This is a genomic window from Micromonospora sp. NPDC005173, assembly GCF_040608515.1.
Classification (GTDB): Bacteria; Actinomycetota; Actinomycetes; order Mycobacteriales; family Micromonosporaceae; genus Micromonospora.
The window spans coordinates 126,906-150,023 of sequence record NZ_JBEXIK010000004.1 but is presented as its reverse complement, the minus strand read 5'-3'; the positions used below and the strand labels follow the sequence as shown (position 1 = coordinate 150,023).

Annotated in this window: 18 protein-coding genes and 1 pseudogene; 11 read left to right on the top strand and 8 right to left on the bottom strand. The window is 69.7% G+C overall.

From position 1 onward, the window contains the following. Positions 1-48: 48 nt before the first annotated feature. Positions 49-576, bottom strand: coding sequence for a MarR family transcriptional regulator (locus tag ABZV00_RS07785; RefSeq protein WP_328417598.1), 528 nt, complete (start codon positions 574-576; stop codon positions 49-51). 197 nt (positions 577-773) lie between these two features. Between ABZV00_RS07785 and ABZV00_RS07780 the strand changes: the two genes are divergently transcribed. Further along, positions 774-3,149: an acylase gene (locus tag ABZV00_RS07780; RefSeq protein WP_355602817.1), complete on the top strand. Its 2,376-nt coding sequence runs from the start codon at positions 774-776 to the stop codon at positions 3,147-3,149. 120 nt (positions 3,150-3,269) lie between these two features. Then, a pseudogene (locus ABZV00_RS07775) lies at positions 3,270-4,411 on the top strand (amidohydrolase); the annotation flags it as partial. A 40-nt stretch (positions 4,412-4,451) separates the two neighbouring features. Here ABZV00_RS07775 and ABZV00_RS07770 read toward each other — a convergent pair. Continuing rightward, the gene (locus ABZV00_RS07770; protein WP_355602815.1) at positions 4,452-5,075 is read right to left on the bottom strand and encodes a TetR/AcrR family transcriptional regulator; all 624 of its coding nucleotides are present in this window, start codon (positions 5,073-5,075) and stop codon (positions 4,452-4,454) included. 76 nt (positions 5,076-5,151) lie between these two features. On the opposite strand from ABZV00_RS07770, the gene ABZV00_RS07765 reads away from it, so the two are divergent. Continuing rightward, on the top strand, positions 5,152-5,559 hold the full coding sequence (locus ABZV00_RS07765) for a RidA family protein (protein WP_355602813.1): 408 nt from the start codon (positions 5,152-5,154) through the stop codon (positions 5,557-5,559). A gap of 53 nt (positions 5,560-5,612) precedes the next feature. Here ABZV00_RS07765 and ABZV00_RS07760 read toward each other — a convergent pair whose 3' ends face one another. After that, positions 5,613-6,386: an AAA family ATPase gene (locus ABZV00_RS07760; protein ID WP_355602811.1), complete on the bottom strand. Its 774-nt coding sequence runs from the start codon at positions 6,384-6,386 to the stop codon at positions 5,613-5,615. Positions 6,387-6,608: 222 nt separating this feature from the next. On the opposite strand from ABZV00_RS07760, the gene ABZV00_RS07755 reads away from it, so the two are divergent. Beyond that, entirely contained in the window at positions 6,609-7,688 is a 1,080-nt protein-coding gene (locus tag ABZV00_RS07755) for a glycoside hydrolase family 19 protein (RefSeq protein WP_355602809.1), read from the top strand. Positions 7,689-7,847: 159 nt separating this feature from the next. Continuing rightward, entirely contained in the window at positions 7,848-9,494 is a 1,647-nt protein-coding gene (locus ABZV00_RS07750) for a family 10 glycosylhydrolase (RefSeq protein ID WP_355602807.1), read from the top strand. 15 nt (positions 9,495-9,509) lie between these two features. Here the strand turns inward: ABZV00_RS07750 and ABZV00_RS07745 are convergent, their stop codons facing one another. The 5 genes from ABZV00_RS07745 to ABZV00_RS07725 form a co-directional block, all read right to left on the bottom strand. Continuing rightward, on the bottom strand, positions 9,510-10,568 hold the full coding sequence (locus ABZV00_RS07745) for a zinc-dependent alcohol dehydrogenase family protein (protein WP_355602805.1): 1,059 nt from the start codon (positions 10,566-10,568) through the stop codon (positions 9,510-9,512). 241 nt (positions 10,569-10,809) lie between these two features. Further along, complete coding sequence (locus ABZV00_RS07740) at positions 10,810-11,790, bottom strand: ThuA domain-containing protein (RefSeq protein WP_355602803.1); 981 nt, start codon at positions 11,788-11,790, stop codon at positions 10,810-10,812. Positions 11,791-12,092: 302 nt separating this feature from the next. Next, a complete protein-coding gene (locus ABZV00_RS07735) occupies positions 12,093-12,896 on the bottom strand; it encodes a citryl-CoA lyase (RefSeq protein ID WP_355602801.1) in 804 nt (267 codons plus the stop codon). Continuing rightward, positions 12,893-14,083: a CoA transferase gene (locus ABZV00_RS07730; protein WP_355602800.1), complete on the bottom strand. Its 1,191-nt coding sequence runs from the start codon at positions 14,081-14,083 to the stop codon at positions 12,893-12,895. The genes ABZV00_RS07735 and ABZV00_RS07730 overlap by 4 nt, the downstream gene beginning before the upstream one ends. Positions 14,084-14,132: 49 nt before the next feature. Beyond that, on the bottom strand, positions 14,133-14,837 hold the full coding sequence (locus ABZV00_RS07725; protein ID WP_355602798.1) for an IclR family transcriptional regulator: 705 nt from the start codon (positions 14,835-14,837) through the stop codon (positions 14,133-14,135). Between ABZV00_RS07725 and ABZV00_RS07720 the strand changes: the two genes are divergently transcribed. From ABZV00_RS07720 to ABZV00_RS07695, 6 genes are all read left to right on the top strand, one after another. Then, the gene (locus tag ABZV00_RS07720) at positions 14,800-16,578 is read left to right on the top strand and encodes an aldehyde dehydrogenase family protein (protein WP_355602796.1); all 1,779 of its coding nucleotides are present in this window, start codon (positions 14,800-14,802) and stop codon (positions 16,576-16,578) included. The two genes, ABZV00_RS07725 and ABZV00_RS07720, sit on opposite strands and share 38 nt — an antisense overlap. Next, positions 16,575-18,350, top strand: coding sequence for a thiamine pyrophosphate-binding protein (locus ABZV00_RS07715; RefSeq protein ID WP_355602794.1), 1,776 nt, complete (start codon positions 16,575-16,577; stop codon positions 18,348-18,350). Before ABZV00_RS07720 ends, ABZV00_RS07715 begins: the two co-directional genes overlap by 4 nt. 73 nt (positions 18,351-18,423) lie before the next feature. Beyond that, positions 18,424-19,578, top strand: coding sequence for an ABC transporter substrate-binding protein (locus ABZV00_RS07710; protein WP_355602792.1), 1,155 nt, complete (start codon positions 18,424-18,426; stop codon positions 19,576-19,578). 97 nt (positions 19,579-19,675) lie between these two features. Further along, positions 19,676-20,512 (top strand): branched-chain amino acid ABC transporter permease, encoded by an 837-nt coding sequence (locus ABZV00_RS07705; protein WP_355602790.1) that lies wholly within the window; start codon positions 19,676-19,678, stop codon positions 20,510-20,512. Beyond that, positions 20,509-22,323, top strand: coding sequence for a branched-chain amino acid ABC transporter ATP-binding protein/permease (locus ABZV00_RS07700; RefSeq protein ID WP_355602789.1), 1,815 nt, complete (start codon positions 20,509-20,511; stop codon positions 22,321-22,323). Before ABZV00_RS07705 ends, ABZV00_RS07700 begins: the two co-directional genes overlap by 4 nt. Next, positions 22,320-23,075 (top strand): ABC transporter ATP-binding protein, encoded by a 756-nt coding sequence (locus ABZV00_RS07695; RefSeq protein WP_355602787.1) that lies wholly within the window; start codon positions 22,320-22,322, stop codon positions 23,073-23,075. Before ABZV00_RS07700 ends, ABZV00_RS07695 begins: the two co-directional genes overlap by 4 nt. Positions 23,076-23,118 lie beyond the last annotated feature (43 nt).

Here is a 23,118-nt window from a genome sequence, read left to right as displayed (position 1 = left end):
CGCCAGTTCGGGACGGCCCACGGTCGTCCGCGCCTGGTCGGGTCTGAGTCAGCGGGTGGGCTGATCCTCCGGGCGAAGGACGTCCGTCACCGCGGCGCAGGGGTCGGTGCCGGGTGCGGCGGTGTGGATCGCCTCGGCGGCGCGTTCGGCGAAGTCGCGGAAGGTGGCCCGCTGCTCCTCGGGCAGCCCGGCCAGCACGTGGTCCTCGGCGTGCGCGACCCGCTGCTCGGCGTCGGCGAGCGTCTCCCGCCCACGCTCGGTGGCCACGATGCGCCGGGCACGCCGGTCGCGCGGGTCCAACTGCCGCTCGATGAGGCCGGCGTTCTCCAGGTCGTCGATCACGTACGTCAGGACGCTGCGGTCGATCACCAGGCGCGACGCCAGGGCCGCCTGGGTCGGAACCTCTTCGTGTACGACCACGGCCAGGATGTGATACCCGCGGCTGCCGTGCGGCAGATCCTTCAGCGCCTCCTCGACGTACTCGTGCCAGCGCCGCAGCACCATGCCAAGAGACCAGCCGAAGTTCGAACCTCGCTCGCGGTCGGCCGGCAGCTCGCACGGGTCGGTGGTGGACACACAACCCACCGTAGCAGGCATTATGTTGATCCATTTATCGGTTGTCGACCAACGTATCTGTTCGACCGCTGACCGCACCGGGGCGGTCGATCGGCGCGCCGGGGTGTACGGGGCGGCACGGCAGCGACGAGAATGCCGACCAACGTGAATGTCTCTCTGACGACGGCGTCTGGGGGACGTGACGGGGGGAGGATGCGATGAAAGCAGCAACACGCCTCGGCGCGGCGGTGACCGCTCTGGGCCTGGTCATAGTGGGGCTGAGCGCGCCACCGGCCGGCGCGCACCAGCGTGATCGCGGCTATTCGGCCGAGATCCGCCGCGCGTCCTACGGCGTGCCGCACATCACCGCCACGAGCTACGCCAACCTCGGCTTCGGCGTCGGATACGTGCAGGCGGAGGACAACCTCTGCGTCATCGCCGAGAAGGTGGTGACGGTCAACGCCGAGCGCTCCCGCTACTTCGGCGCGACCGGCCCGACCGACGCGAACGTGCGCAGCGACCTGTTCTTCCGCAAGGCCATCGACGACCGGACGGTGCAACGCCTGCTCGACGGCCGCCGCGACGGCATCCACTCACCGTCCAACGACGTCCGCGACCAGATCCGCGGCTTCGTCGCCGGCTACAACTCCTACCTGCGCCGCACCGGCGCGACGAAGCTCACCGACCCGGCGTGCCGGGCCAAGCCCTGGGTGCGCCCGCTGACCGAGCTGGACATCTGGCGCACCACCTGGGCCAGCATGATCCGGGCCGGCTCGCGGGCGCTGCTCGACGGGATCGTCGCCGCCGCCCCGCCCACCGCCACCGGCCCGGCCGCCGCGCAGGACGCGCCCGGCGCGGCAGCCGTGCTCGCCGCCCGCGACGGCGCCCCCGCCGGGGTGGGCAGCAACGCGTACGGGCTCGGCGAGGCGGCGACCGCCAATCGGGGCGGCATGGTTCTGGCCAACCCGCACTTCCCGTGGGACGGCGCGGAACGCTTCTACCGGATGCACCTCAAGGTTCCCGGCCGCTACGACGTCGAGGGCGCCGCCCTGATCGGCGATCCGATCGTCGAGATCGGCCACAACCGCACCCTCGCCTGGAGCCACACCGTCTCCACGGCACGCCGGTTCGTCTGGCACCGCCTCGCGCTGGTCCCCGGCGATCCCACCTCGTACTACCTGGACGGTCAGCCCCGGAAGATGACCACCCGTACCGTCACCGTCCAGGTGCCCGGCCCGAACGGCGGCAACGTGCCGGTCAGCCGGACCTTCCACGACACCCACTTCGGGCCGGTCGTGGTGGTGCCCGGCACCTTCGACTGGACCGCCGGGACCGCGTACGCCATCACCGACGCCAACGCCACCAACAACCGGGCCTTCGACGGCTGGCTGCAGATGGGCCGCGCCGAGACGGTCCGCGACCTGAATCGGGTGCTCGACCGCTACCAGTTCCTGCCCTGGGTCAACGTGATCGCCGCCGACGCCCGCGGCGAGGCGCTCTACGCCGACCACTCGGTGGTGCCCCGGGTGACCGACGCCCTCGCCGCCGCCTGCATTCCAGCGCCGTTCCAGCCGCTCTACGCCAGCAGCGGCCAGGCCGTCCTGGACGGCTCCCGATCGGCCTGCGCGCTCGGCGCCGACCCGGACGCCGCCGTGCCCGGCATCCTCGGCCCGGCGAACCTGCCGGTCAGCATCCGCGCCGACTACGTCACCAACTCCAACGACAGTTACTGGCTGGCCAACCCGAAGGCGCCACTGGAGGGCTTCTCGCGCATCATCGGCGACGAACGCACCCCGCGCAGCCTGCGTACCCGTCTCGGTCTGGATCAGGTGCAGCAGCGCCTCGCCGGCACCGACGGGCTGCCCGGCCGTGGGTTCACCGCCGACCGGCTGTGGCAGACCGTCTTCGGCAACCGGGTGTACGGCGGTGAACTGGTCCGCGACGACCTCGTCGCGCTCTGCACCGCCCAGCCCACCGGCACCGCCTCGAACGGCGCGAGCGTCGACCTGCGCGCCGCCTGCGCCGCACTGGCCCGCTGGGACCTGCACGTCGACCTGGACAGTCGCGGCGCGCACCTGTTCACCGAGTTCGTCCTGGCCAACGGGCTGCGCTTCGCCGACACCTTCGCCGTCACCGACCCGGTGCGCACGCCGCGCCGGCTGGACACGGCCAATCCGGCCGTGCGCACCGCGCTCGCCGACGCCGTGCAGCGTCTCGCCGGCATCCCGCTCGACGCCCGTCTCGGCACCGTCCAGACCGAGCCGCGCGGAGACCGGCGCATCCCGATCCACGGCGGACGCGCCGAGGCTGGCATCTTCAACATGATCGTCAACAACCGGGTGCCCGGCGTCGGCTACCCGAAGGTGGTGCACGGCTCGTCCTTCGTGATGGCCGTCGAACTGGGCCCGCACGGGCCGTCCGGGCGGCAGATCCTCACCTACTCCCAGTCGACCAACCCGAATTCCCCCTGGTACGGCGACCAGACGGCGCTCTACTCCGGGAAGGGCTGGGACACGATCAAGTACACCGAGGCACAGATCAAGGCGGACCCGAACCTGCGCACCTACCGGGTGGGGGAGGGCCGCCACCACTGACCCGCCGGTACGCGGACGGCCGGGCTCCCTGGGAGGGAGCCCGGCCGCTCTGCGACCCGGGCTGCGCCGTGCGGGTGCGCCTGCGGCGCCACCACCTGGGTCAACAGTGCCGCCCTCCGGCGGCTCGGCATCGACGCCGGCACCCCCGACCCCGTCGGCGGGCAGATCGCCCGCGACGAACGCGGCGAGCCGACCGGGATCCTGCGGGAGGCGGCGGGGGACGCCGCGTACGACATGTTGCGCTCCTCGCACGCCGGTGACCTGGTCGCGCAGTTGCGCACCCACCTGCCCCGGCTGCTCTCTGTCGGCCTTACCAGCATCCACGACCTCGACGGGCAGGACTGCCGGGCCGCCTACGAGACCCTGTACGCCGGGGGTGAGCTGCCGCTGCGGGTACACAAGACGATTCCGTCGACCGCGCTGGACGAGGCCATCGACCAGGGCTGGGCGACCGGCGACGGTAACCGCTGGCTCAGCACCGGCCCGGTCAAGATCTTCACCGACGGGGCGCTCGGCTCGCACACCTGCCTGATGACCGAGCCGTACGACGGCGAGCCGGGCAACGACGGCATCGCGGTCACCCCTGCGGAGGAGTTCGAGCGGCTGGTGGCGAAGGCGGCCGCTGCCGGCATCGCCGTCGCGGCGCACGCCATCGGCGACGCGGCGAACCAGATGGTGCTGCGGGCGTACGCCCGCTGGCAGGAGTCAGCGCGCACCAACCCCACCGTCGCCGGAGCGGTACGGCGGCTGCGGCATCGGATCGAACACACACAGCACCTGCGGCCGGCGGACGTGCCGCTGCTGGCCCGGCTGGGTGTGACCGCCTCGATGCAGCCCACCCACTGCACCAGCGACATCCCGCTGACCAGCAGGATGCTCGCCGGGCGGGATCTGGCCTCGTACGCCTGGCGCACCTGTTGGACGCCGGCGCGACGGTGGCGTTCGGCTCGGACGCCCCGGTGGAGGACCCGGATCCGTTCTTCGGCATCCACGCCGCGGTCACCCGGCAGCAGCCCGACGGCACCCCACCCGGCGGCGTGGACCCGCACGAGCGGGTGGATCTCGACGCGGCACTGCGCTGCTTCACGGAGGCCGGCGCGTACGCCTCCTACGAGGAGCACCTGAAGGGGCGGCTGACTCCCGGGATGCTCGCGGACTTCATCGCGCTGCCCACCGACCCGTACCGCGTGGAGCCGGCTGGCCTGCGCGACCTGAGGGTGGCGCTCACCGTGGTCGGTGGGATCGTGCGCTGGCAGGGCTGACCGCCGGCCGCGGGCCAACGGACGAGGCGTTTGACGGGGACTATCCGGCGGGCAGGTGCAACTGCTTCCAGCCCCTCTCGACGGAGGAACGGCATTTGCCGGGGTCGTCTCCGGTGTTGATGAACAGCGCGGTCAAGAGGGCGACGCCGTTGGCGAGCGTTTGGGACGACAGTGGACCGTTGGCGACCAGGGAGGCCAGCCCGTGGGCGACGGTCCAGGTCTGGGTCGCGACCTCCAGCGGATCGGTGCCGGCGCGGAAGCGGCCGACCTGCCTGGACCGTCCGACGGCTTGCACCATGTACTCCAGGGTCGCGTCTGCGGACTTGAGGTCCTCAAGGTCGAAGTTCGCGTCGAACATGACCCGGTACAGGTCGGGGTGGTCCAGGGCGTTGCCGAGGTAGGCGACGGTCAAGGCCGTCAGGTCCTGAACCGGATCCTCGGAGGTGGGTACCGTAGCGAACCTCGCTGCCAGGCGGGTGAAGCCCTCCTGTCGCAGGGCTTTCCATACGCCCTCCATGCCGCCGAAGTAGGTGTAGACGGCCATCGTTGACATGCCCGTCCCGGCCACCAGTGAGCGGAGGGTGACGGGCTCTCGCGTGCGGAGCATCGTTGCCGCACGTTCGACGAGCAAGGTGCGGACGGCCGGATCCTTTGTTCTCACCATCACACCAGGATACATAGCATTGCCATGCTATGTTTTGACCCGAGCGAGCCCGTTGGCTCCACGACGAGGAGGACGCATGGCCATCACTCTGGTGAACCCCGAAGGACTTCCGAAGGTCGATACCCACCGGCAGGTGGCGGTTGCCACCGGCTCGAAGTTGGTCTTCCTCGCCGGCCAGGTCGCCGTGGACGCCGACGGCGGCACGGTCGGCGTGGGCGACCTCGCCGCTCAGGTCGAGCAGTGCTACCTGAACGTCGGCGCCGCGCTGGCTGAGGTCGGCGGCTCCTTCGATGACATCGCGAAGCTGACCGTATACATCGTCGATTTCACTCCAGACAAGATGTCTCTGCTGGTGGAGGGGATTGCCCGGGCAGCCGCGAAGCTGGGAATCACTCCGGTCCCGCCGATCACCGGGGTGGGCGTCAGCGCGCTCGCTGGCCCCGACCTCCTGGTCGAGGTCGATGCCACCGCGGTCCTGGACTGAACTGCCCGCCCGCCGGTCGACCCATTTCCCAGGTGATGCATGTCTGGTTCAGGTCAGCCGTCGTCGCTGAAGAGGTGATGCAGATAGCGCTGCGGGTTGGCCAGGAATGATCGGGTCAGCAGCACCGGCTGGGCGTCATCGTAGTCGACATGGCTGATGACGCCGCTGGGTGCGATTTGCAGGATCCGGGCGTGCGGGACGGCCAGCAGGATGGGGGAGTGGGTGGCGATGACGAACTGTGAGCCGGCCCGAGTGAGATCGTGGATGCGGGTGAGTAGCGCGAGGCAGCCGTGCACGGACAGGGCGGCTTCCGGTTCGTCGAGCAGGTAGAGGCCTCGGGGCTTGAACCGGTGCGTGGCCAGGTCGAGAAATGACTCGCCGTGGGATCGCTCGTGCAGGCTGGCGCCGCCGTAGCCGGCGGCGACGCCGAGCCGGTCGATCTCGGTGACCACGTTGTAGAAGGACTCGGCGCGCAGGAAGAACCCGGTGCGGGGCTTTCTGATCCCGCGGACCAGTTGCAGGTGCTCACCAAGAGCGGATTCGGTGGCGCGGGTGCTGAACCGGAAGTTGGTTGATCCGCCCTCGGGGTTGAACCCCGCCGCTACCGCGATCGCCTCGATCAGCGTCGACTTGCCGGTGCCGTTGTCTCCGGCCAGGAACGTCACCGCTGGATCCAGCTCCAGCCGACCTGCCGCCCGTAGCCCGGCAACGACGGGCAACGTGAACGGATAGTCCGACACGTTCGCGTCGCCCTCAGCCAGCTCCACCCACCGCAGAAACCCGCCGCCGTCTCGAGGCGATGCCGACTCCTCGTCCCGGCGTGTCATCACCCGACCCCTTGCACCGCTGCCCTGGTTACCGCTTCGACGGTAGCTGCCCAGGGCGCAGGACGTCCGACCGGCCGGCTCTGCAGTAGGCACGCGGCATTCGCGGCATGGACCTTCGACCCTCGGCTAATAGTAAAGATTCCGAACAGAAGATGTTACAGTCACTCCTGTCTATGTGAGGCCGAGTCGTCGGCCGGTCATATCCCAGGAAGGAGTGATCACATGTCGAGACTGCGCGCCCTGGTCGCGCTGGCGGCACTGGCTGTCGCCAGCGGACTGATGGCAATCGTCCCGTCGACGGCCGCATCCGCCGCGGCCTGTGCAGCATCGTGGCAGTCCTCGGCCGTCTACACGGGAGGCGCCCAGGTCTCCCACAACGGCCGCAACTACCAGGCGAAGTGGTGGACCCAGAGCGAGGCGCCCCCGGGCACCACCGGCGTCTGGGAGGATCTCGGCGCCTGCGGCGGCGGCACCACCCCGCCGCCCTCAGGAAGCTGCAACCACCCGAACTGGGTCGCCGGCACCTGGTACACCACCGGGGCCATCGTGCGGTTCACCAACGGCCTGTACTACATCGCCGAGCACGACAATCCCGGCTACGACCCCACCATCAGCACCTGGTACTGGGAGCCCTACACCTGCAGCGGCCAACCGCCCACCACCCCGCCCCCCACCAACCCCGGCGGCTTCGTGGTCACCGAGGCCCAGTTCAACCAGATGTTCCCGGGCCGCAACTCCTTCTACACGTACTCCGGCCTCGTCGCCGCACTCAACGCCTACTCGGCGTTCACCAGGACCGGCAGTGCCACCGTCCAGCGCCAGGAAGCCGCAGCCTTCCTGGCGAACACGCACCACGAGACCGGCGGGCTCGTCCACATCGTGGAGCAGAACACCGCGAACTACCCGCACTACTGCGACGCCGGCCAGCCCTACGGCTGCCCCGCCGGGCAGGCCGCCTACTACGGGCGCGGGCCGATCCAGCTGAGCTGGAACTTCAACTACAACGCCGCCGGGAACGCCCTCGGGCTGCCCCTGCTGACCAACCCCTGGCTGGTGCAGAACGATGCCGCGGTGGCCTGGAAGACCGCCATCTGGTACTGGATGACCCAGAACGGGCCGGGCAGCATGACCGCCCACAACGCGATGGTCACCGGCGCCGGGTTCGGCGAGACCATCCGCAGCATCAACGGCTCGATCGAGTGCAACGGCGGGAACCCCGCCCAGGTGCAGAGTCGCGTCACCAAGTACCAGCAGTTCGTTGCCATCCTCGGTGTGCCCGCCGGAGCCAACCTCTACTGCTGACCTGCGGCCGGGCCTCGACACCCCCAGCACTCCTGGGCGTCGAGGCCCGGCAAGCGGGTGGGCTGAAGCGGCCACCGCACGAGCGGCCCGACTTAGCTGAGCGTTAAGTAACGGCCCATCGTGTTTCATCCGCCAGGCAACACTGGGCAGACTGGGGCAATGCCCGCCGCCGCTCCGCCCGCCGCACCCAATAGCCGTCGTCGTGCCCGAGCGCTCGTCGCAGTGGTCGTCGCGTTCGTCATGGCGATCGTGGTCGGCGCCTGGTCGTTGCGGGACCGGGTTGCGGGCGAAGGCGGCGCACCGCAGCGGGGCGATTCGGCCCCCGGCGCGGCGGGCGGCATCCCCACCTGTGCGGGCCGGCCGGCCCAGGCGCCCCGCGAACTGCGTGGCATGTGGATCACGACGGTGAACAACATCGACTGGCCGAGTCGGCGAGGGTTGCCAGCCGAGACGGTGCGGGCGGAGTTCCGCGGGTGGCTGGACCTGGCCGTGCGACGCAACCACAACGCGGTCTTCGTGCACGTACGCCCAAGCGGAGACGCACTCTGGTCGTCCAACTACGCGCCCTGGTCGGAGTGGCTGACCGGACGACGCGACGGCCGCGACCCGGGCTGGGACCCGATGGAGTTCATGGTCGCCGAGGCGCACGCCCGCAACCTGGAGTTTCACGCCTGGTTCAACCCGTACCGGGGCGGGCAGCCGGCCACGGTCGGCGGGCCCGGCCCCAAACTGGACCAGCTCGCGCCGACACACCCGCTGCGGCGGCACCGCGACTGGGTGGTCACCTATCCCAGCGCCGACCGACCCGGCAGCCGCCTCTACTTCAACCCGGGAATTCCCGAAGCGCGCACCTTCGTGGAGGACGCGATGCTGGAGGCCGTCCAGCGGTACGACGTCGACGGGGTGCACTTCGACGACTTCTTCTACCCGTACCCGGAGGCCGGGCAGGACTTCCCGGACGGCGCGGCGTTCACCCGGTACGGCAAGGGCTTCGCGGACAAACACGCCTGGCGGCGGGACAACGTGAACACGCTGGTCCGGGAGATGAGCGAGCGGATCAAGGCGATCAAGCCGTGGGTGAAGTTCGGGATCAGCCCGTTCGGCATCTGGCGCAACGCGCGCACCGACCCGGCCGGCTCAGCCACCGCGGGTCTGCAGAGCTACGACGACATCTACGCCGACACCCGACTCTGGGTACGAAAGCAGTGGCTGGACTACGTCGTACCGCAGCTCTACTGGCACATCGGGTTCGACAAGGCCGACTACGCCAAGCTCCTGCCATGGTGGGCGGCCACGGTGAAAGGCACCCGGGTGCAGCTCTACATCGGGCAGGCCGACTACCGGGTGGGCGAGCGTGGCGCCTGGCGCGACCCGGCCGAACTGGACCGCCAGCTCACGCTCAACCGCCAACACGGGGTGAGCGGAAGCGTGCACTTCAGCGCCCGGCAGGTGCGGGCCGACAAACTCGGGGCGGTCAGCCGGTACAGCGCGGCGCACTACGCCGGCCCGGCGCTGGTACCCGTGATGGCGCAGCTACCGGCGGCGCCGCCGGCCGCGCCCACGGTCACCGGCGTGCGGCGTGCGGACACCAGCGGGGTGGCGCTGACCTGGCGGGGGGACGGCGCCGCGAGCTTCGCCGTCTACCGGGTGGACGGCGACACCGCCCAGCTCGTCGGCACCGCCCGAGGTACGGGCTGGGTCGACCGCACCGCCCCAGCCGACGGCCCGCTCTCCTACTGCGTGTCCGCGCTGGATCGCAGCGGGAACGAGGGCGTACTCAGCGCTGCCACGTCCGCATCGCCGTGACGTCGGACATCCCCTTCATTGGGGGTGGATGAGGCACATTCCCCCGTGACCGGGCTGGTCCATCGTGGCCAACGCGTGAGGCACCTCGTCGAGGCCGATGCTGCGGGTGATCAGCTCGGCTGGGCGCAGCACGCCGGCGGTGACCAGCCCGAGTAGCTCCGGGTAGGCGTGCGCCGCCATCCCGTGGCTGCCGCGCAGCTCCAGCTCGAACGCGATCACGAGCTCCATCGGCACGGCCGGACGGCCCTGGGCGGTGGGAAGAAGTCCGACCTGAACGTGCCGTCCCCGCCGCCGCAGGCACTCCACCGAGGCTATGCAGGTGGCGTGACTGCCCAGTGCGTCGAGCGACAGGTGCGCCCCGCCGCCGGTCGCCTCCCGAACGGCGGCGGCCACCGCGCCCGGGCCGGTGAGGGTGCTGCCGTCCAGGCAGACCGTGGCACCGAAGCTCCTGGCCAGCTCGAGCGCGGCGGGGGCGATGTCGATCGCCACCACCCGCGCGCCGCAGGCCGCGGCGATCATCACCGCGGAGAGTCCCACGCCGCCGCAGCCGTGCACCGCCACCCACTCGCCGGCGCCGACCCGCCCCTGACTGACCACCGCGCGGAACGCCGTGGCGAACCGGCAGCCGAGCGCCGCCGCGGCCGGGTAGTCCAGCTCGTCGGGGAGCCGGACCAGGTTGACGTCGGCATTGTGCAGCGCGACGTACTCGGCGAACGACCCCCAGTGGGTGAAGCCGGGCTGCGTCTGGCGTTCACAGACCTGCTGGTCGCCCGCCAGGCAGGCCGCGCACTGCCCACACGCGGAGACGAAGGGTGCGGTGACCCGGTCGCCGGGCCGCCAGCCGCGTACGCCGGTGCCGACCGCCGTGACGACGCCCGCGAACTCGTGACCGGGGACGTGTGGCGGTCGGATGTCGGAATCGTGCCCCTGCCAACCGTGCCAGTCGCTGCGGCACAACCCGGTCGCCTCGACACGGATGACGGCGCCCCCGGGTGGCGGCACCGGGTCCGGGACGTCACGGACCTCGGGTCGGACGCCGAACTCGTCGAAGATCACGGCACGCACGAGCTGCATCCTCACACGCCCACGGATCGGCGGGCGGGCCACCCCGCCGGAGCACCACGGGGACGAGAGTCAGCGCGGCTGACAGCTTGCCAACAGGGCAAAGGCCGTGGCCATCCACGTCGATGGCCACGGCCTGAGCCGCTTGTTCAACTGATCACCTGCGCCACCTGTCCGCGACGCTGTCCCCACCTTGCGGACAACGTTGGGGGTGGGTGCCGGGCCGAGGACCGCAGTCGCCCGCCAGCAGGTGTCATCGGCAGAACGGGCGGCGACCCATGGCGGATTCGATACCGCCGAGGACGTGGTCGAGGAAGTACTCGTCGCCGGTCATCGACGCGTCCGTCCAGGCTTCGACGGCGTGCCCCAGCGTGGTGACCCACGACCGTCCGCCGTCGTAGTACTGGCACCACGACACCGGGTGGTTGCGGCCGTGGCCAGGGTGCCCGCTGCCCCCGGTCGGACCCTCGGGCAGCGTGGACTCGTCGACCTTGGCCAGGATCCGCACCTCGCTCGGGAACGGCACCAGGTTGTACCACTCGTCGGCGAAGTCCCAGCGGGCCGGGAGTCCGGCGGTTGAGGCGTCCCGGTGGCTTGTGGTCGTGACGGTGCCCGGCTGGTTGCGTCCGTGGTCGTAGTAGTTGGCCCCGCCGAGCAGGCCTTCGTACCAGTCCCAGTTGTATTCCGTGCCGAACGCGTTGTGAATGCCCACGAAACCGCCACCGCCGCGGATGTACTGGCGCAGCGCGGTCTGGGCCGGATCGTCGAGGGCATCCCGCGTGGTGCTCATGAAGATGACCGCGTTGTAGCGGAACAGCCGCGACGGTGACGAGAGCTGCGTGACGTCCTCCGTCCAGTCGACGGCGAAGTTGTGTTCCGCACCCAGCCTGACGATGGCGTTCTGCGCGGCGTGTGCGGGGGTGAGGGGTGGGTTGAGGCCCGCCGGCAGCACGGGCCCGATGTGCGCGTGTCGCGGCCCGGCTGTCCGGCTGTAGACGAGGACGCGGTAGCCGTCAGCGGCGGGGTCGAAGTTGCCCCAGTCGTGGTAGCAGTCGGAGTCGATGCCGCGACAGACACCGTAGTTGGGTCGGCCGAGGTTCTCGGCACTCCCGTCTTTCGGCTTGGTGGCGGCCTTGTCCGCAGCGCTCGGGATGGACGTGCCCAGCAGCATGACGGCTGCGGTCAGGGTGGCGCCGAGGACTGCGCTGATCAGCGTGTTGCGCCGTACGGGCATGGCTGCTCCTTTGTCGATCTGTTGGTGGTGGCCAGGACGGCGGGCGCGCCACCGGCCGGGGGAGCGGAACCAGTAGGGGTGGGATGGGTTGCGCTGGATGAGCCCCAGCGCATCGAGGTCCGCTAGATGGACCGTGCGTACCGCGTAGAGGTACGGTCAATATAGCGAGACGCTGATCGGCCAGCAAGGCGCAAACCCCTTCTGACAAGGGCTTTTGCAACCGCGCCAATGGTTTTCGCGCATCTGCGGATGGCCCCCGTCGCAGTGCAGCGGGGGCTGTTCGGGCACGGTGTCGGGCGGCCTCAGGCGGTCCCGAGATAGGTGGGCAGAATGGATGGCGGCATCGGCCCCTTGTTGCGCCGGCCCTGGCCCGTCTCTTCCCATGCGTGAGCGAGGATTCCGACGCTGCGGCTCAGGACGAAGAGGCCGCGGGCCAGTGGCGGCGCGAAGCCCAGCTCGCCGAAGACGACGGCTGTGCAACCGTCCACATTGATGGGCACGGGCTTGTGTCCTCCCGTGGCCAGAATGCGCTCGATCGCGTTCGCCGCACGCAGGTACGCCCCGTCGACCAAGCCCTCGGCGGCTGCGGCCTCGACCAGGTCCAGCAGTGGCTTGCGGCGTGGGTCCACGGTGTGGAAGCGGTGTCCAAAGCCGGGCAGGTACTTGGAGCGGGCCTGCCAGTCCTCGACGACCGTGGCTGCCGCGCGATCGAGCGTGCCGCCGGCCCTGGTGCGGCTGGTGACTTCGGCGAGCATCTCCATGCATTGTTCGCCGGCGCCGCCGTGCACGTCGCCTAGGAGGTTCACCCCGGTGGCGACGGCGTTGTTGAGCCCGACGCCGCAGGTGGCGGCGATGCGGGCCACCGCTATCGACGGTGCCTGCGGCCCGTGGTCCACGCCGGACACCAGCGCGGCCTCGAGCAGCCGTTCCTGGCCGGGCGTCGGCGGGTGCCCCCGGAGCAGCAACCAGATCGTGCCGACAAAGCTGGTGTGCCCGATGAGGTCCTGCACCGGCCGACCGCGTAGTTCGATCACGTCGGGTTCGATGCGGGACACCGCCGTGGACCACCAGTCCGACACGTCCCGCACGGTCGGCTCGTCACTCACGGCGCCGCGACCTCGTCAACGGCGCCGAGGTCGGCGTCCAGGGCGAACTCGTCGTTGTGCTCTCCCAGGAGCGGAGGGGGTGTAGCTGGTCGAAGAGGAGTGCCGTTGACGAGCACTCCGTTGCCGCTGACCCGCAGGGTGCGGTCGGCATTGCCGGGAAATGCCAGGTCGGTGAAGAAGCCGCGCACCTGCAACTGTTCGAGCTGGACCGCCTGGGGGACGGTCAGAATGCGCGCCGCGGGAACGCCCGCCGCGGAGAGCATCCGCTCCCACTCGATCGCCGGACGTCGTCGGAGCGCGGCGTTGATCTCCTCGTTCAGGGCCGCGCGGTTGGTCTTACGTGCCTCGCGGTCGGCGAAGCGTTCGTCGGTGACGAGATCGTCGCGCTCGACGAGCCGGCACAGCACCTCGAACTGCCGCTGGCGGTTCGCCGCGATGTTGAGAGGACCGTTGGCGGTGTCGAAGGTACCCGAGGGGGCGGCGGTCGCGTTCTGGTCGCCCATCGGCTCTGGTGGGACGCCGCTCACCAGATAGTTGGAGGTCGCCCACCCCATGACCGACAGGGACGCCTCCAACATGGACACGTCGAGGAATGCGCCCTCCCCGGTCTGGGACCGGCCGGTGAGTGCCGCACAGATGGCCATCGCGGCCACGAGGCCGCCGACCGAGTCGGACACCGGGAAGCCGACCCTCAGGGGTGCCGTCTCCGGGGTGCCGGTGACGCTCATCATGCCGGCGAGACCCTGGATGATCTGGTCGTACGCGGGTGCCTGGCTCATCGGGCCGCCCTGCCCGAAGCCGGAGATGGCGCAGTAGATCAGGCGCGAGTTTGCCTGGCGGAGGGCATCCCAGTCGTACCCGAGCCGGTCCAGGACCCCGGCGCGGAAGTTCTCCAGCAGGACGTCCGCGCCGCGCAGGAGATCGTCGAAGGCGGCGCGGTCGTGCGGGTCCTTGAGGTCCAGCTCGATCGACTTCTTGCCGGCGTTCTGTGCGAGGAAGGAGGTGCCGATCCCTGCCTCGTTGAGCGCGGGTTCCGGACCGAGCCGGCGTGCCAGATCCCCGTGCCCCGGTTTCTCGATCTTCACGACCTCGGCTCCGAGCAGCATGAGTTGGTAACTGCAGTACGGCCCGGCCAGGACGTTGGTCAGGTCGAGGACCCGTACGCCGCGCAGCGGTCGGTTGTCCATGCGTGCCCCTCGGGTGGGTAGTGGCGGCCTGAGCCGGTGTGGCGTCGGCCTACCGGGCGAGTGGGTGGTCGAAGCCTGTCTCGGACATCCGGGCCGCGGCGACCTTGAGCGATTCGACGAACTCGGCGACTCGCTCCGGGGTGAACCGCATTGTCGGCCCGCTCAGGCACAGCGCCGCCACAACCGGCCCCGATCTCCCGGTCACCGGCACGGCAACGGCGGACAGGCCAGGTTCGCGTTCACCGTCGCTGGTGGCGAAGCCCTTGGCCGCGGCGTCGTCGAGCCACATCCGCAGCGTTGCGACGTGCGACTGACCCCACGGGGACGACGCCGCGACCCGCGCGAGCAGAGCGGGCGGCGCGTCTCGAAGCAACACCTTGGATGATGCGCCTGCCCACATGGGCAGCTCATCGCCGACCCGGACCACGTGGCGTAGGGCCTGCGGGCTCTCCTCCTGGGCGACGCAGACACGGCTGATGTCCCGGGTCACGTACAGGTTGACCGTCTCGCGATGGGTCGCCGCGAGGTCGCGCATCAGATGGCGGGTTTCCGGCGGGACCTCCCAGCTGCGGTTGGCGAGGTGGGCCCACCGCCACAGGCCGGGACCGGCCGTGTAACCGTGACTCGTCGCCCACAGCAAGCCGTTCTGCTCCAGCGTCTGGACCAGTCGAATGACAGTCGTCTTCGCGAGGCCCGTGCTGTCCACGATCTCCCGGATGGTTACCGACGGCCTGCTCTCCGTCAGCAGGGACATGATTTCCATCGCGCGCTGGACGCTGCGGACGCCGCCCGCGTCGGGAGGGTCCGTGGGCGTCGCACCCTGCGTCGATGAGTTTCGTTCGGCCATGGATGCCATGGTCTCTCTCTCGCGTCCTTCGATACGGCTTCACGTCCCCGTAACGGTTTTGGAACCAACTATTGCCAGGGGACTTCGCCGCCCGTACGTTACACCTAGTCCGCAGGACGGTCCAGGAGTGCCACTAAGCGGTCCACTCAAGGGAGCGGCGATGCTCGACAAGCCCATCCGCACCGCACCGACCGAGGTCGTCGAGGTCGGATGCCTCATCGCCGGCGAGTGGGTCACGGCGGGACCGAAACTCGAACGTGTCGGGCCCTGGGTGCGGGAGAGCGTCAGCACCGCCCGGCAGGCGGACGAGGACGACGTCGATGCCGCACTCGCATATGCGCGCCGTGGCGCGAAAGCGACCGCCCGCCTCTCGCCCGCGGCGCGCGCCGCGGTGCTGGAACGCGCCGCCGCCGCCGCGACCCACCAGCGGGACCGCTTGGCGCGGCTGCTGGCGCTGGAGCTCGGCAAACCGGTCAAGGACGGTCTGGGCGAGATCGATCGGGTGGCGGACACGTTCGCCGTCGCCGCCGCAGAGGCCAGGCGCGTCGGCGGTGAAGTCCTGCCGGTCGCTGGTTGGGCCCGGGGCGTGGGGACCACCGCCTTCACGCATCGTGCACCGGTCGGCGTGGCGCTGGCGATCACGCCTTTCAACGCGCCGGCCAACCTGCTGGCGCACAAGCTGGCGGCAGCGTTCGCGGCGGGAAACACGACGATCGTCAAGCCGCCGCCGCAGGCGCCGGCGGTGTCCGCGGCGATCGTCGCGCTCCTGCTCGACACTGGAATGCCCCCGGAGGCGGTCCAGGTGCTACACGGTGGAGGCCCGCTCGGGGCCGCTCTGTGTGGGGCCCCGGACGTCGGCGTCGTCAGCTTCACCGGCAGCGTCGCCACCGGTGCGGCCGTCGCCCGTGCGGCCGGCGCCAAACGGCTCGTCATGGAGCTCGGCGGCAACGCCGCCACGATCGTGTGCGAGGACGCGGACATCGGGGCGGCCGCCCGGATCTGCGCCGCCACCGGATACAGCAACTCGGGACAGAGTTGCATCTCGGTCCAGCGGATCTACGTCCACCGTGGGTGCTACGACGAGTTCCTGGCCGCCTTCACCGGCGAGGTGGAGAAGCTGTCGGTCGGGGATCCGCTCGACCCGGCCACCGACGTCGGATCGATGGTCGACGACGACGCGGCCGAGCGTGTGGTCGTCTGGGCCGCCGAGGCGGAGGCCGCGGGTGCGACTGTCACGACCGGCGGTCGCCGGGACGGTGCCACCGTGGTGCCGACAGTGGTGGCATCACCGCCTGCCGACGCCCGGTTGATCCGTGACGAGGTGTTCGGCGCGGTGGTCAGCGTGTTGCCCTACGACAGCTTCGACGATGTGGTCGCCGCCTGCAACGACAGCCGTTACGGCCTGCAGGCGGGGCTGTTCACCAATGACGTCCGGCGGATCGTGAGAGCTTGGCGCGACCTTGAGGTCGGTGGCCTCGTCGTCAACGGCTCATCGAACTTCCGGCTCGACCACGTCCCGTTCGGCGGGGTCAAAGACTCCGGGTTCGGGCGCGAGTCGCCGCGCTGGATGATCGACGACTACACGGTTGTGAAGTCGTTGCTGCTGCGTGGCATGTCCCTGTTCGGTGACCAGGAAGGCACGCGATGACTCTCGACCAGGTCGTGGACACCGCCGCGCGGCGGGATACGGTCCCCGCGGCGGAGGCCATGGTGGCCCAGCTCGAGTCGTACGGCGTGGAGTACGTCTTCGGCACCTGTGGACACACCAACATCGCGCTGCTTGACGCCATCGGGCGCAGCAGCATCCGGTTCATCATCGCCCGTCACGAACAAACGGCGGCGCACGCGGCCGACGGCTACGCCCGCGCCACCGGCAAACCCGGCGTCCTGCTGCTGCACGTCGGTCCCGGTATGACGAACGCGGTCACCGGTGTACTCACCGCTGCGATGGACTCGGTGCCGCTGGTGGCGATCGCCGGCGATATTCCGTCCTACTACTACGGCCGGCATCCGCACCAGGAGATCAACCTCCACGCTGACGCCGACCAGGCGGCGATCTACCGTCCCTTCGTCAAGCGGGCGTGGCAGGTGCACCGAGCGGGTGACCTGGCGCGGTTCACCGAGCGCGCCTTCTCGACCGCGACCACCGGACGTCCGGGCGCGGTGCTGCTCAGCGTGCCGATGGACCACTTCTCTCGTCCGGTCACGCGGGAGACCGCCGCCGGGTTTCCGCTCGTGACACCGGAGCGGCCGGGCCTGCCCTCCGATGCGGCCGGGCGGATCGCCGACCTGCTCGTGGCCGCCGAGCGGCCGCTGGTCTACCTGGGCGGCGGCCTGCGGCGCGGACCAGGACTCGACGCTCTCCGCTCGCTGATCGAGCACCTCGACATCCCCGTCGCGCATTCGCTCATGGCCAAGGGGACGCTGCCCGACAGCCATCCGCTCGTGCTCGGGATGCCAGGCTTCTGGGGCCTCGAGATGACCAACCGGCATACCCGTGAGGCCGACGTCGTCCTGGCGCTGGCCACCCGGTTCGCCGAGACCGACACCAGCTCATGGGACCCCCGCTACACCTGGCAGTTCCCGCCTGGGCAGTTGATCCAGATCGACATCGACCCGGCGGAGATCGGCCGCAACTTCCCGGTCGCGGTGGGCGCCGTCGCCGACGTCGCGGACGCCGTGCGCGCCATCGACACCGCTGTCCGCGAACGGCAGCCCACGCCGCGCCAGCGGCCCGAGCTGCGCGAGACCATCACCGCGACCCGTCGTGCCCTGTTCAGCGAGAGCCGGGAACGCGGCACCAGTGCGCAGTTCCCGCTGCGGCCCGAGCGGATCCTGGCCGACCTGCGGGCAATCCTGCCGCCCGACGCCATCCTCGTCACCGACGTGGGATGGAACAAGAACGGCGTCGCCCAGTGCTACGAGCTGCCCGACGAGGGGCGGTTCATCACACCAGGTGGCGCCTCGACGATGGGCTTCGGCCCAGCGGCGGCGGTCGGTGTCCAGATCGCTCAGCCCGACCGCACCGTCGTCGCCCTGATCGGCGACGGCGGCATGGGCGCGCAGCTGCCCGCGGTGCCCATGGCGGTCGAACAGGGCGCCCCGGTCATCTTCGTCGTGATGAACAACCGGTCCCACGGCACGATATCCGACCTGCAGGCGGCGAACTTCGGGCGCAGTTACGGCTGCGACTTCGTCGGGCCCGACGGCTCGCCGTACAGCCCGGACTTCGCCGCCTACGGCCGGGCTTGCGGCGCCGACGGCTACAGCATCGCCACGGCTGAGGAGCTGGGCTCCTCGCTGCGTACCGCCGTCGCGGCCCGCCGCCCGGCGGTGCTGGACGTGCCCATGATCAACGAGCCCGTCCCGACGCCTGGGCACTGGAACATCAAGGACATCTACCGAGGTGTCTTCGACTGACCGGCGAGCGCCCACCGTCGTCCGCGCAACCCCACCAACACCCCACCACCCACGACGACTCGAGGTGACCCTCATGACCCGACGCTATCGGCGTACCTTCGCCGCCTCGCTCCTCGCCATCGGAGTGGTCTTCGCTGGCGCCTGCTCCGCCCCCGGAGAGGAGGCCGCCGGTGAGGACGGGAACACCGGCCCCATCAAGATCGCCATCGCCAACGCGCAGAGCGGCCAGCTGAGCTCGCTCGGTGCCTGGGAACTCAAGGGCGCCAAACTCGCCATCGAAGAGTGGAACAAGAACGGCGGCATCAGCGGCCGCCAGATCGAGATCGGCGTCTTCGACAGCCAAGGCGATCCGACGGTCGGCACCAACGTTGCACGCAAGATCGCGAGCGAGGGTTACATCGCGATGCTCGGCACCGCCGAGAGCGCGGTGACAATCGCCATGGCACCGATTCTCCGGCAGGAGGAGATTCCCAACATCACCTCCGGCCAGTCGCCGGGTCTGATCGCCGTCAAGAGCCCGTTTCTGTTCCTCAATGGCCCGACGAGCCTGACCTACGACGAGACGCTGGCCGAACACGTCGTCGGCAAGCGGGGGATCAAGAACATCGCTCTCATCACCAACAACGGCTCGTATGGCAAGGGCGAGCACGACGCCTTCACCAAGTCGCTCGCTGGGCGCAGCGTGACGCCGGTGGCCGACCAAATCGTCACCACCGACCAGAAGGACTTCAGCGCGGCCTTGACGAACATCCGTCAGCGTAATCCGCAGCTGATCTTCGTCGGCGCGGAGGAAGTGCAGTCCGGCCTGATCGTCAAGCAGGCACGCGACCTCGGCATCACCGCTCCGTTCGCCGGCGCCGCGCCGCAGGGTACGCCCGTGTTCATCGATACCGCCGGGGCGAGCAACACCGAGGGCACGATCGTGAGCACGCCCTACCTCAGCAACGAGGTGAGCGAGGCGTCCCGCGCATTCGCCGCCGCCTACCTGGCAGCGTATGGCGAACCGGCCGAGATGCATGGCGCGAAGGCCTATGACGGGGCGCAGATCCTGCTGACCGCCCTCAAGAACACCAACGTGGCCACGGGCAAGGATCTCGCCGACGCGATCCGCGCGGTGAAGCACCAGGGTCTGCTGGGCAGCTTCGCGTATGACGAGACGGGCGTCGGGATCTTCGCGACCTCGATCGGCACGATCACCGCAGGCAAGCTGGTCCCGACCCAAGGCTGATCTTGGAGGGGGCGGCTCCGGCAGGGGCCGCCCCGGATCGTCGGAAGAGGGTCAGGGGAGAAGCATGCAAGTCTTTCTACAGACGTTCATCGGCGGGATGAGCCTCGGCGCGATCTACGCTCTTGTCGCGTTGGGCTTCTCGCTCGTCTATCGCACCATGGGCCTCGTCAACTTCGCGCACGGCAGTGTCGTGATGATTGGCGCCTACCTTGCCTCGACGTTCTACCTCTCGGTCAGACTCCCTTTCGCTCTGGCCATGGTGGTGGCGATCGGGGTGACCGGGCTCATCGGCGTCATCATCGAGCGGGTGCTGCGGCCGCTGGAGAACAAGGACTTCGACCTCATGCTGATTGGCACGATCGGCTTCGGGATCGTGCTGGAGGCGCTCGCGATCGTCATCTGGGGAGCGACCGGACGCGCGGTGCCATCGCCCGTGCCGGCGGCACCCCTGGACATCCTCGGCATCCGCATCCGGACGTACGACCTTGTCGTGCTCGCCATCGCGGCCGTCGCGACGGTTCTGCTAGTCCTCTTCCTTCAGCGGACGAAGCGCGGCGTCGCGATGCAGGCGGTGGCCATGGACCACCAGGCGGCAACGGCCGTCGGCATCCATGTCGGGCGGAGCAACTCGATGGCGTTCATGATCGGGGCAGGTCTCGCCACCTTGGCCGGCGGCCTCGTCGGCCCACTGTTGTACGTGAGCCCCGCGATGGGCGGAGCGCTCGGCATCAAGGGCTTCGCCGGGGCGATCCTCGGCGGCTTCGGCAGCATCCCTGGCGCGATTCTCGGCGGGATCAGCATCGGGGTGATCGACTCGTTCGCGGCCGGGCACTTCCAGGGCTACTCCGAGCTTGTCACGTTCCTGATCTTCACCATGATCATCATGATCCGGCCGACCGGCATCTTCGGCGAGAGGACGGTGAACCGGGCATGAGGTACCGGCTCGGCGCTCTGGCTGTGTTGGCGGTCGCCGCCTGGATGCTCCCGTACCAGCTCAACTCCTACACCATGCACGTCGTCAACGTCATGCTGCTGTACGCGATCCTCGCGGTCGGTCTCGGCCTGGCCATGGGCATCGCCGGGCAGATCAACCTGGCGCAGGTCGCGTTCTTCGGCGTGGGGGCGTATGCCACGGCTGTCCTCACCGTCAAGGCTGGCATGGGTTTCTGGGTGGCTGCCCTGCTCGCGATCCTCGCCACGGCGGCGGTCGGTCTGGTCGTGGGTACTCCCGCACTACGCGTGCAGTCCCACTACCTGGGCATCGTGACACTCGGGCTCGCGCTGGCCTTCACCAACTGGGTGACCAACTCGGAACTCGCTGGCGGCGCGGAGGGCATCTCCGGCATCCCGCGGCCGGGACTGCCCGGCATCGACCTGTCCAACGCGTATCTCTACTACTACGTCGAGCTCGCGCTGTTCGCGCTGACCCTGGGTTTCGGCCTCTTCGTCGTGCACACCTCGCTGGGCCGGCGGATGCGCGCCATGCGCGACGACTCCCTCGCCGCCGGTGCGGTCGGCGTCGAGGTGCCCGCGCTGCGGATGACCGCCTTTCTGCTCGCAAGCGTCTACGGCGGCGTCGCGGGCGTGCTCTACTCCGGGCTGATCGGGTACGTGGCGCCGGAGACGTTCAGTATCGCCAACATGTTCCTGCTGCTCGCCATGGTGATCATCGGAGGGCGTCAGAGCCTGGTGGGCTGCGTGGTCGGTGCCATCGCACTCGCCCTCGTCCGCGAGGTGCTGATCGACTATCCGACCTACGCACAGGTGGCGTACGGCTCCGTCGTGGTCCTCACCGTCGTGTTCGCGCCGACCGGGTTGGCCGGCCTTCCACGCCGTCTGAGCTCCGTGGCGGGGCGCCTGGGCTGGCGCCGCCGGCCGGTCCAGCAGGCGGCCTCCCTGAGCCCGTTTCGGCCGTACGAGCCCGGGCCGGCGCCGGTCGACGACGCCGTGCCCATCCTCGAGGTCCGCAACCTCAGCATGCATTTCAAAGGCGTCAAGGCGGTCGCCGACGTCTCCGTCCTCGTGCCGGCCCGGCAGATCAGGGGCATCGTCGGTCCGAACGGCTCAGGCAAGACCACGCTCTTCAACGTGATCAGTGGGCTCTACCGGCCGACCGCGGGACGTGTGTTCCTCGAAGGTCGCGATGTCACCGCGGCTCGGCCACATGCCCTGGCCCACGCCGGCATCGCGCGGACGTTCCAGAACCTGCGGCTCTTTCCGGCGCTGTCCGTCCGGGACAACATCCTGGTTGCCCTTGACCCGAGCCGGGTCCGCGGCACCTGGCGGTACCTTCTGCTCCCGCTCGGCGTATGGCGGCGTGACCGCGCCCTGCGTCGGGAGGCCGACGACCTGCTCGACCGGTTCGGCTTGCGAGCCTTCGCCAACAGCCAGCCAACGGCGCTGCCGTACGGCACCCAACGCCGGGTCGAGATCGCCCGCGCGATGGCCGCCCGACCGCGGCTGCTGCTGCTCGACGAGCCAGCGGCAGGCCTCAACGGCGATGAGGTCCGGCAACTGTGCGACATCATCCGCTCGATTCGCGACGCCGGCGTCACCATCGTCGTGATCGAACACAACATGGGGATGGTCATGTCCCTGTGTGACCACGTCACAGTCTTCGCGCACGGCGCGATCATCGCCGACGGGCCGCCGGACGAGGTTGCGGTCTCACCCGAGGTGATCGAGGCATATCTCGGCGAGACGATGGCCATGCCAGCACCGGTCGTGTCGGAGGCCCAGCGATGACAGTCACCCGTGACACGTCCGAAGGCGCCAACGTCAGCACCGAGCGCCAGCTCGTCGTTGACGGCCTCTCCGTCCGCTACGGCGGGGTGACGGCAGCCCACGACGTGTCGTTCACCGTCCAGCCGGGACAGTCGGTCGGCATCATCGGCGCAAACGGTGCCGGCAAGACCTCGACGCTCAAGGCGCTGATGGGCCTGGTCCCGCGCACCGTGCGGTCGATTCGCTTTGGCGACGTGGACCTCACGCGCGTGCCGGGCCGCAACATGGTCCGCCACGGGATTGGCTACGTGCCGGAAGGGCGGCATGTCTTCCCCGGACTTCCAGTGGAGAAGAACCTCCTCCTCGGCGCCTACACCCGCCGGTGGAAGGGCGCGACGCTGGACACGCTCAACGAGGTCTACGAGCTGTTTCCGGTCCTGCGCGAGATGCGCGGCCGGCTCGCCGGTGCGCTGTCCGGCGGACAGCAGCAGATGCTCGCGATCGGGCGTGCACTGATGTCGGCGCCGCAGCTGATGCTGCTTGACGAGCCGTCGATGGGCCTCTCACCGAAGCTGGTCAGCGAGATTGTCGCCGTGCTCAAGCAGCTCAACGAACGCGGTCTCAGCATCCTGCTCGTCGAGCAGAACGCGCAGTTGACGTTCGAGGTGACCACGGAGTGTCTCGTCATGGAGAACGGCGTCGTCGCCATGACGGACACCTCCGAGGCGCTCCGCCAGAACCCCCAGGTACGCAAGATCTATCTCGGCCTCTGAAGAAAGTCCTGTCCCGTGGAACTCGTCGACAACGTGAGCCCGT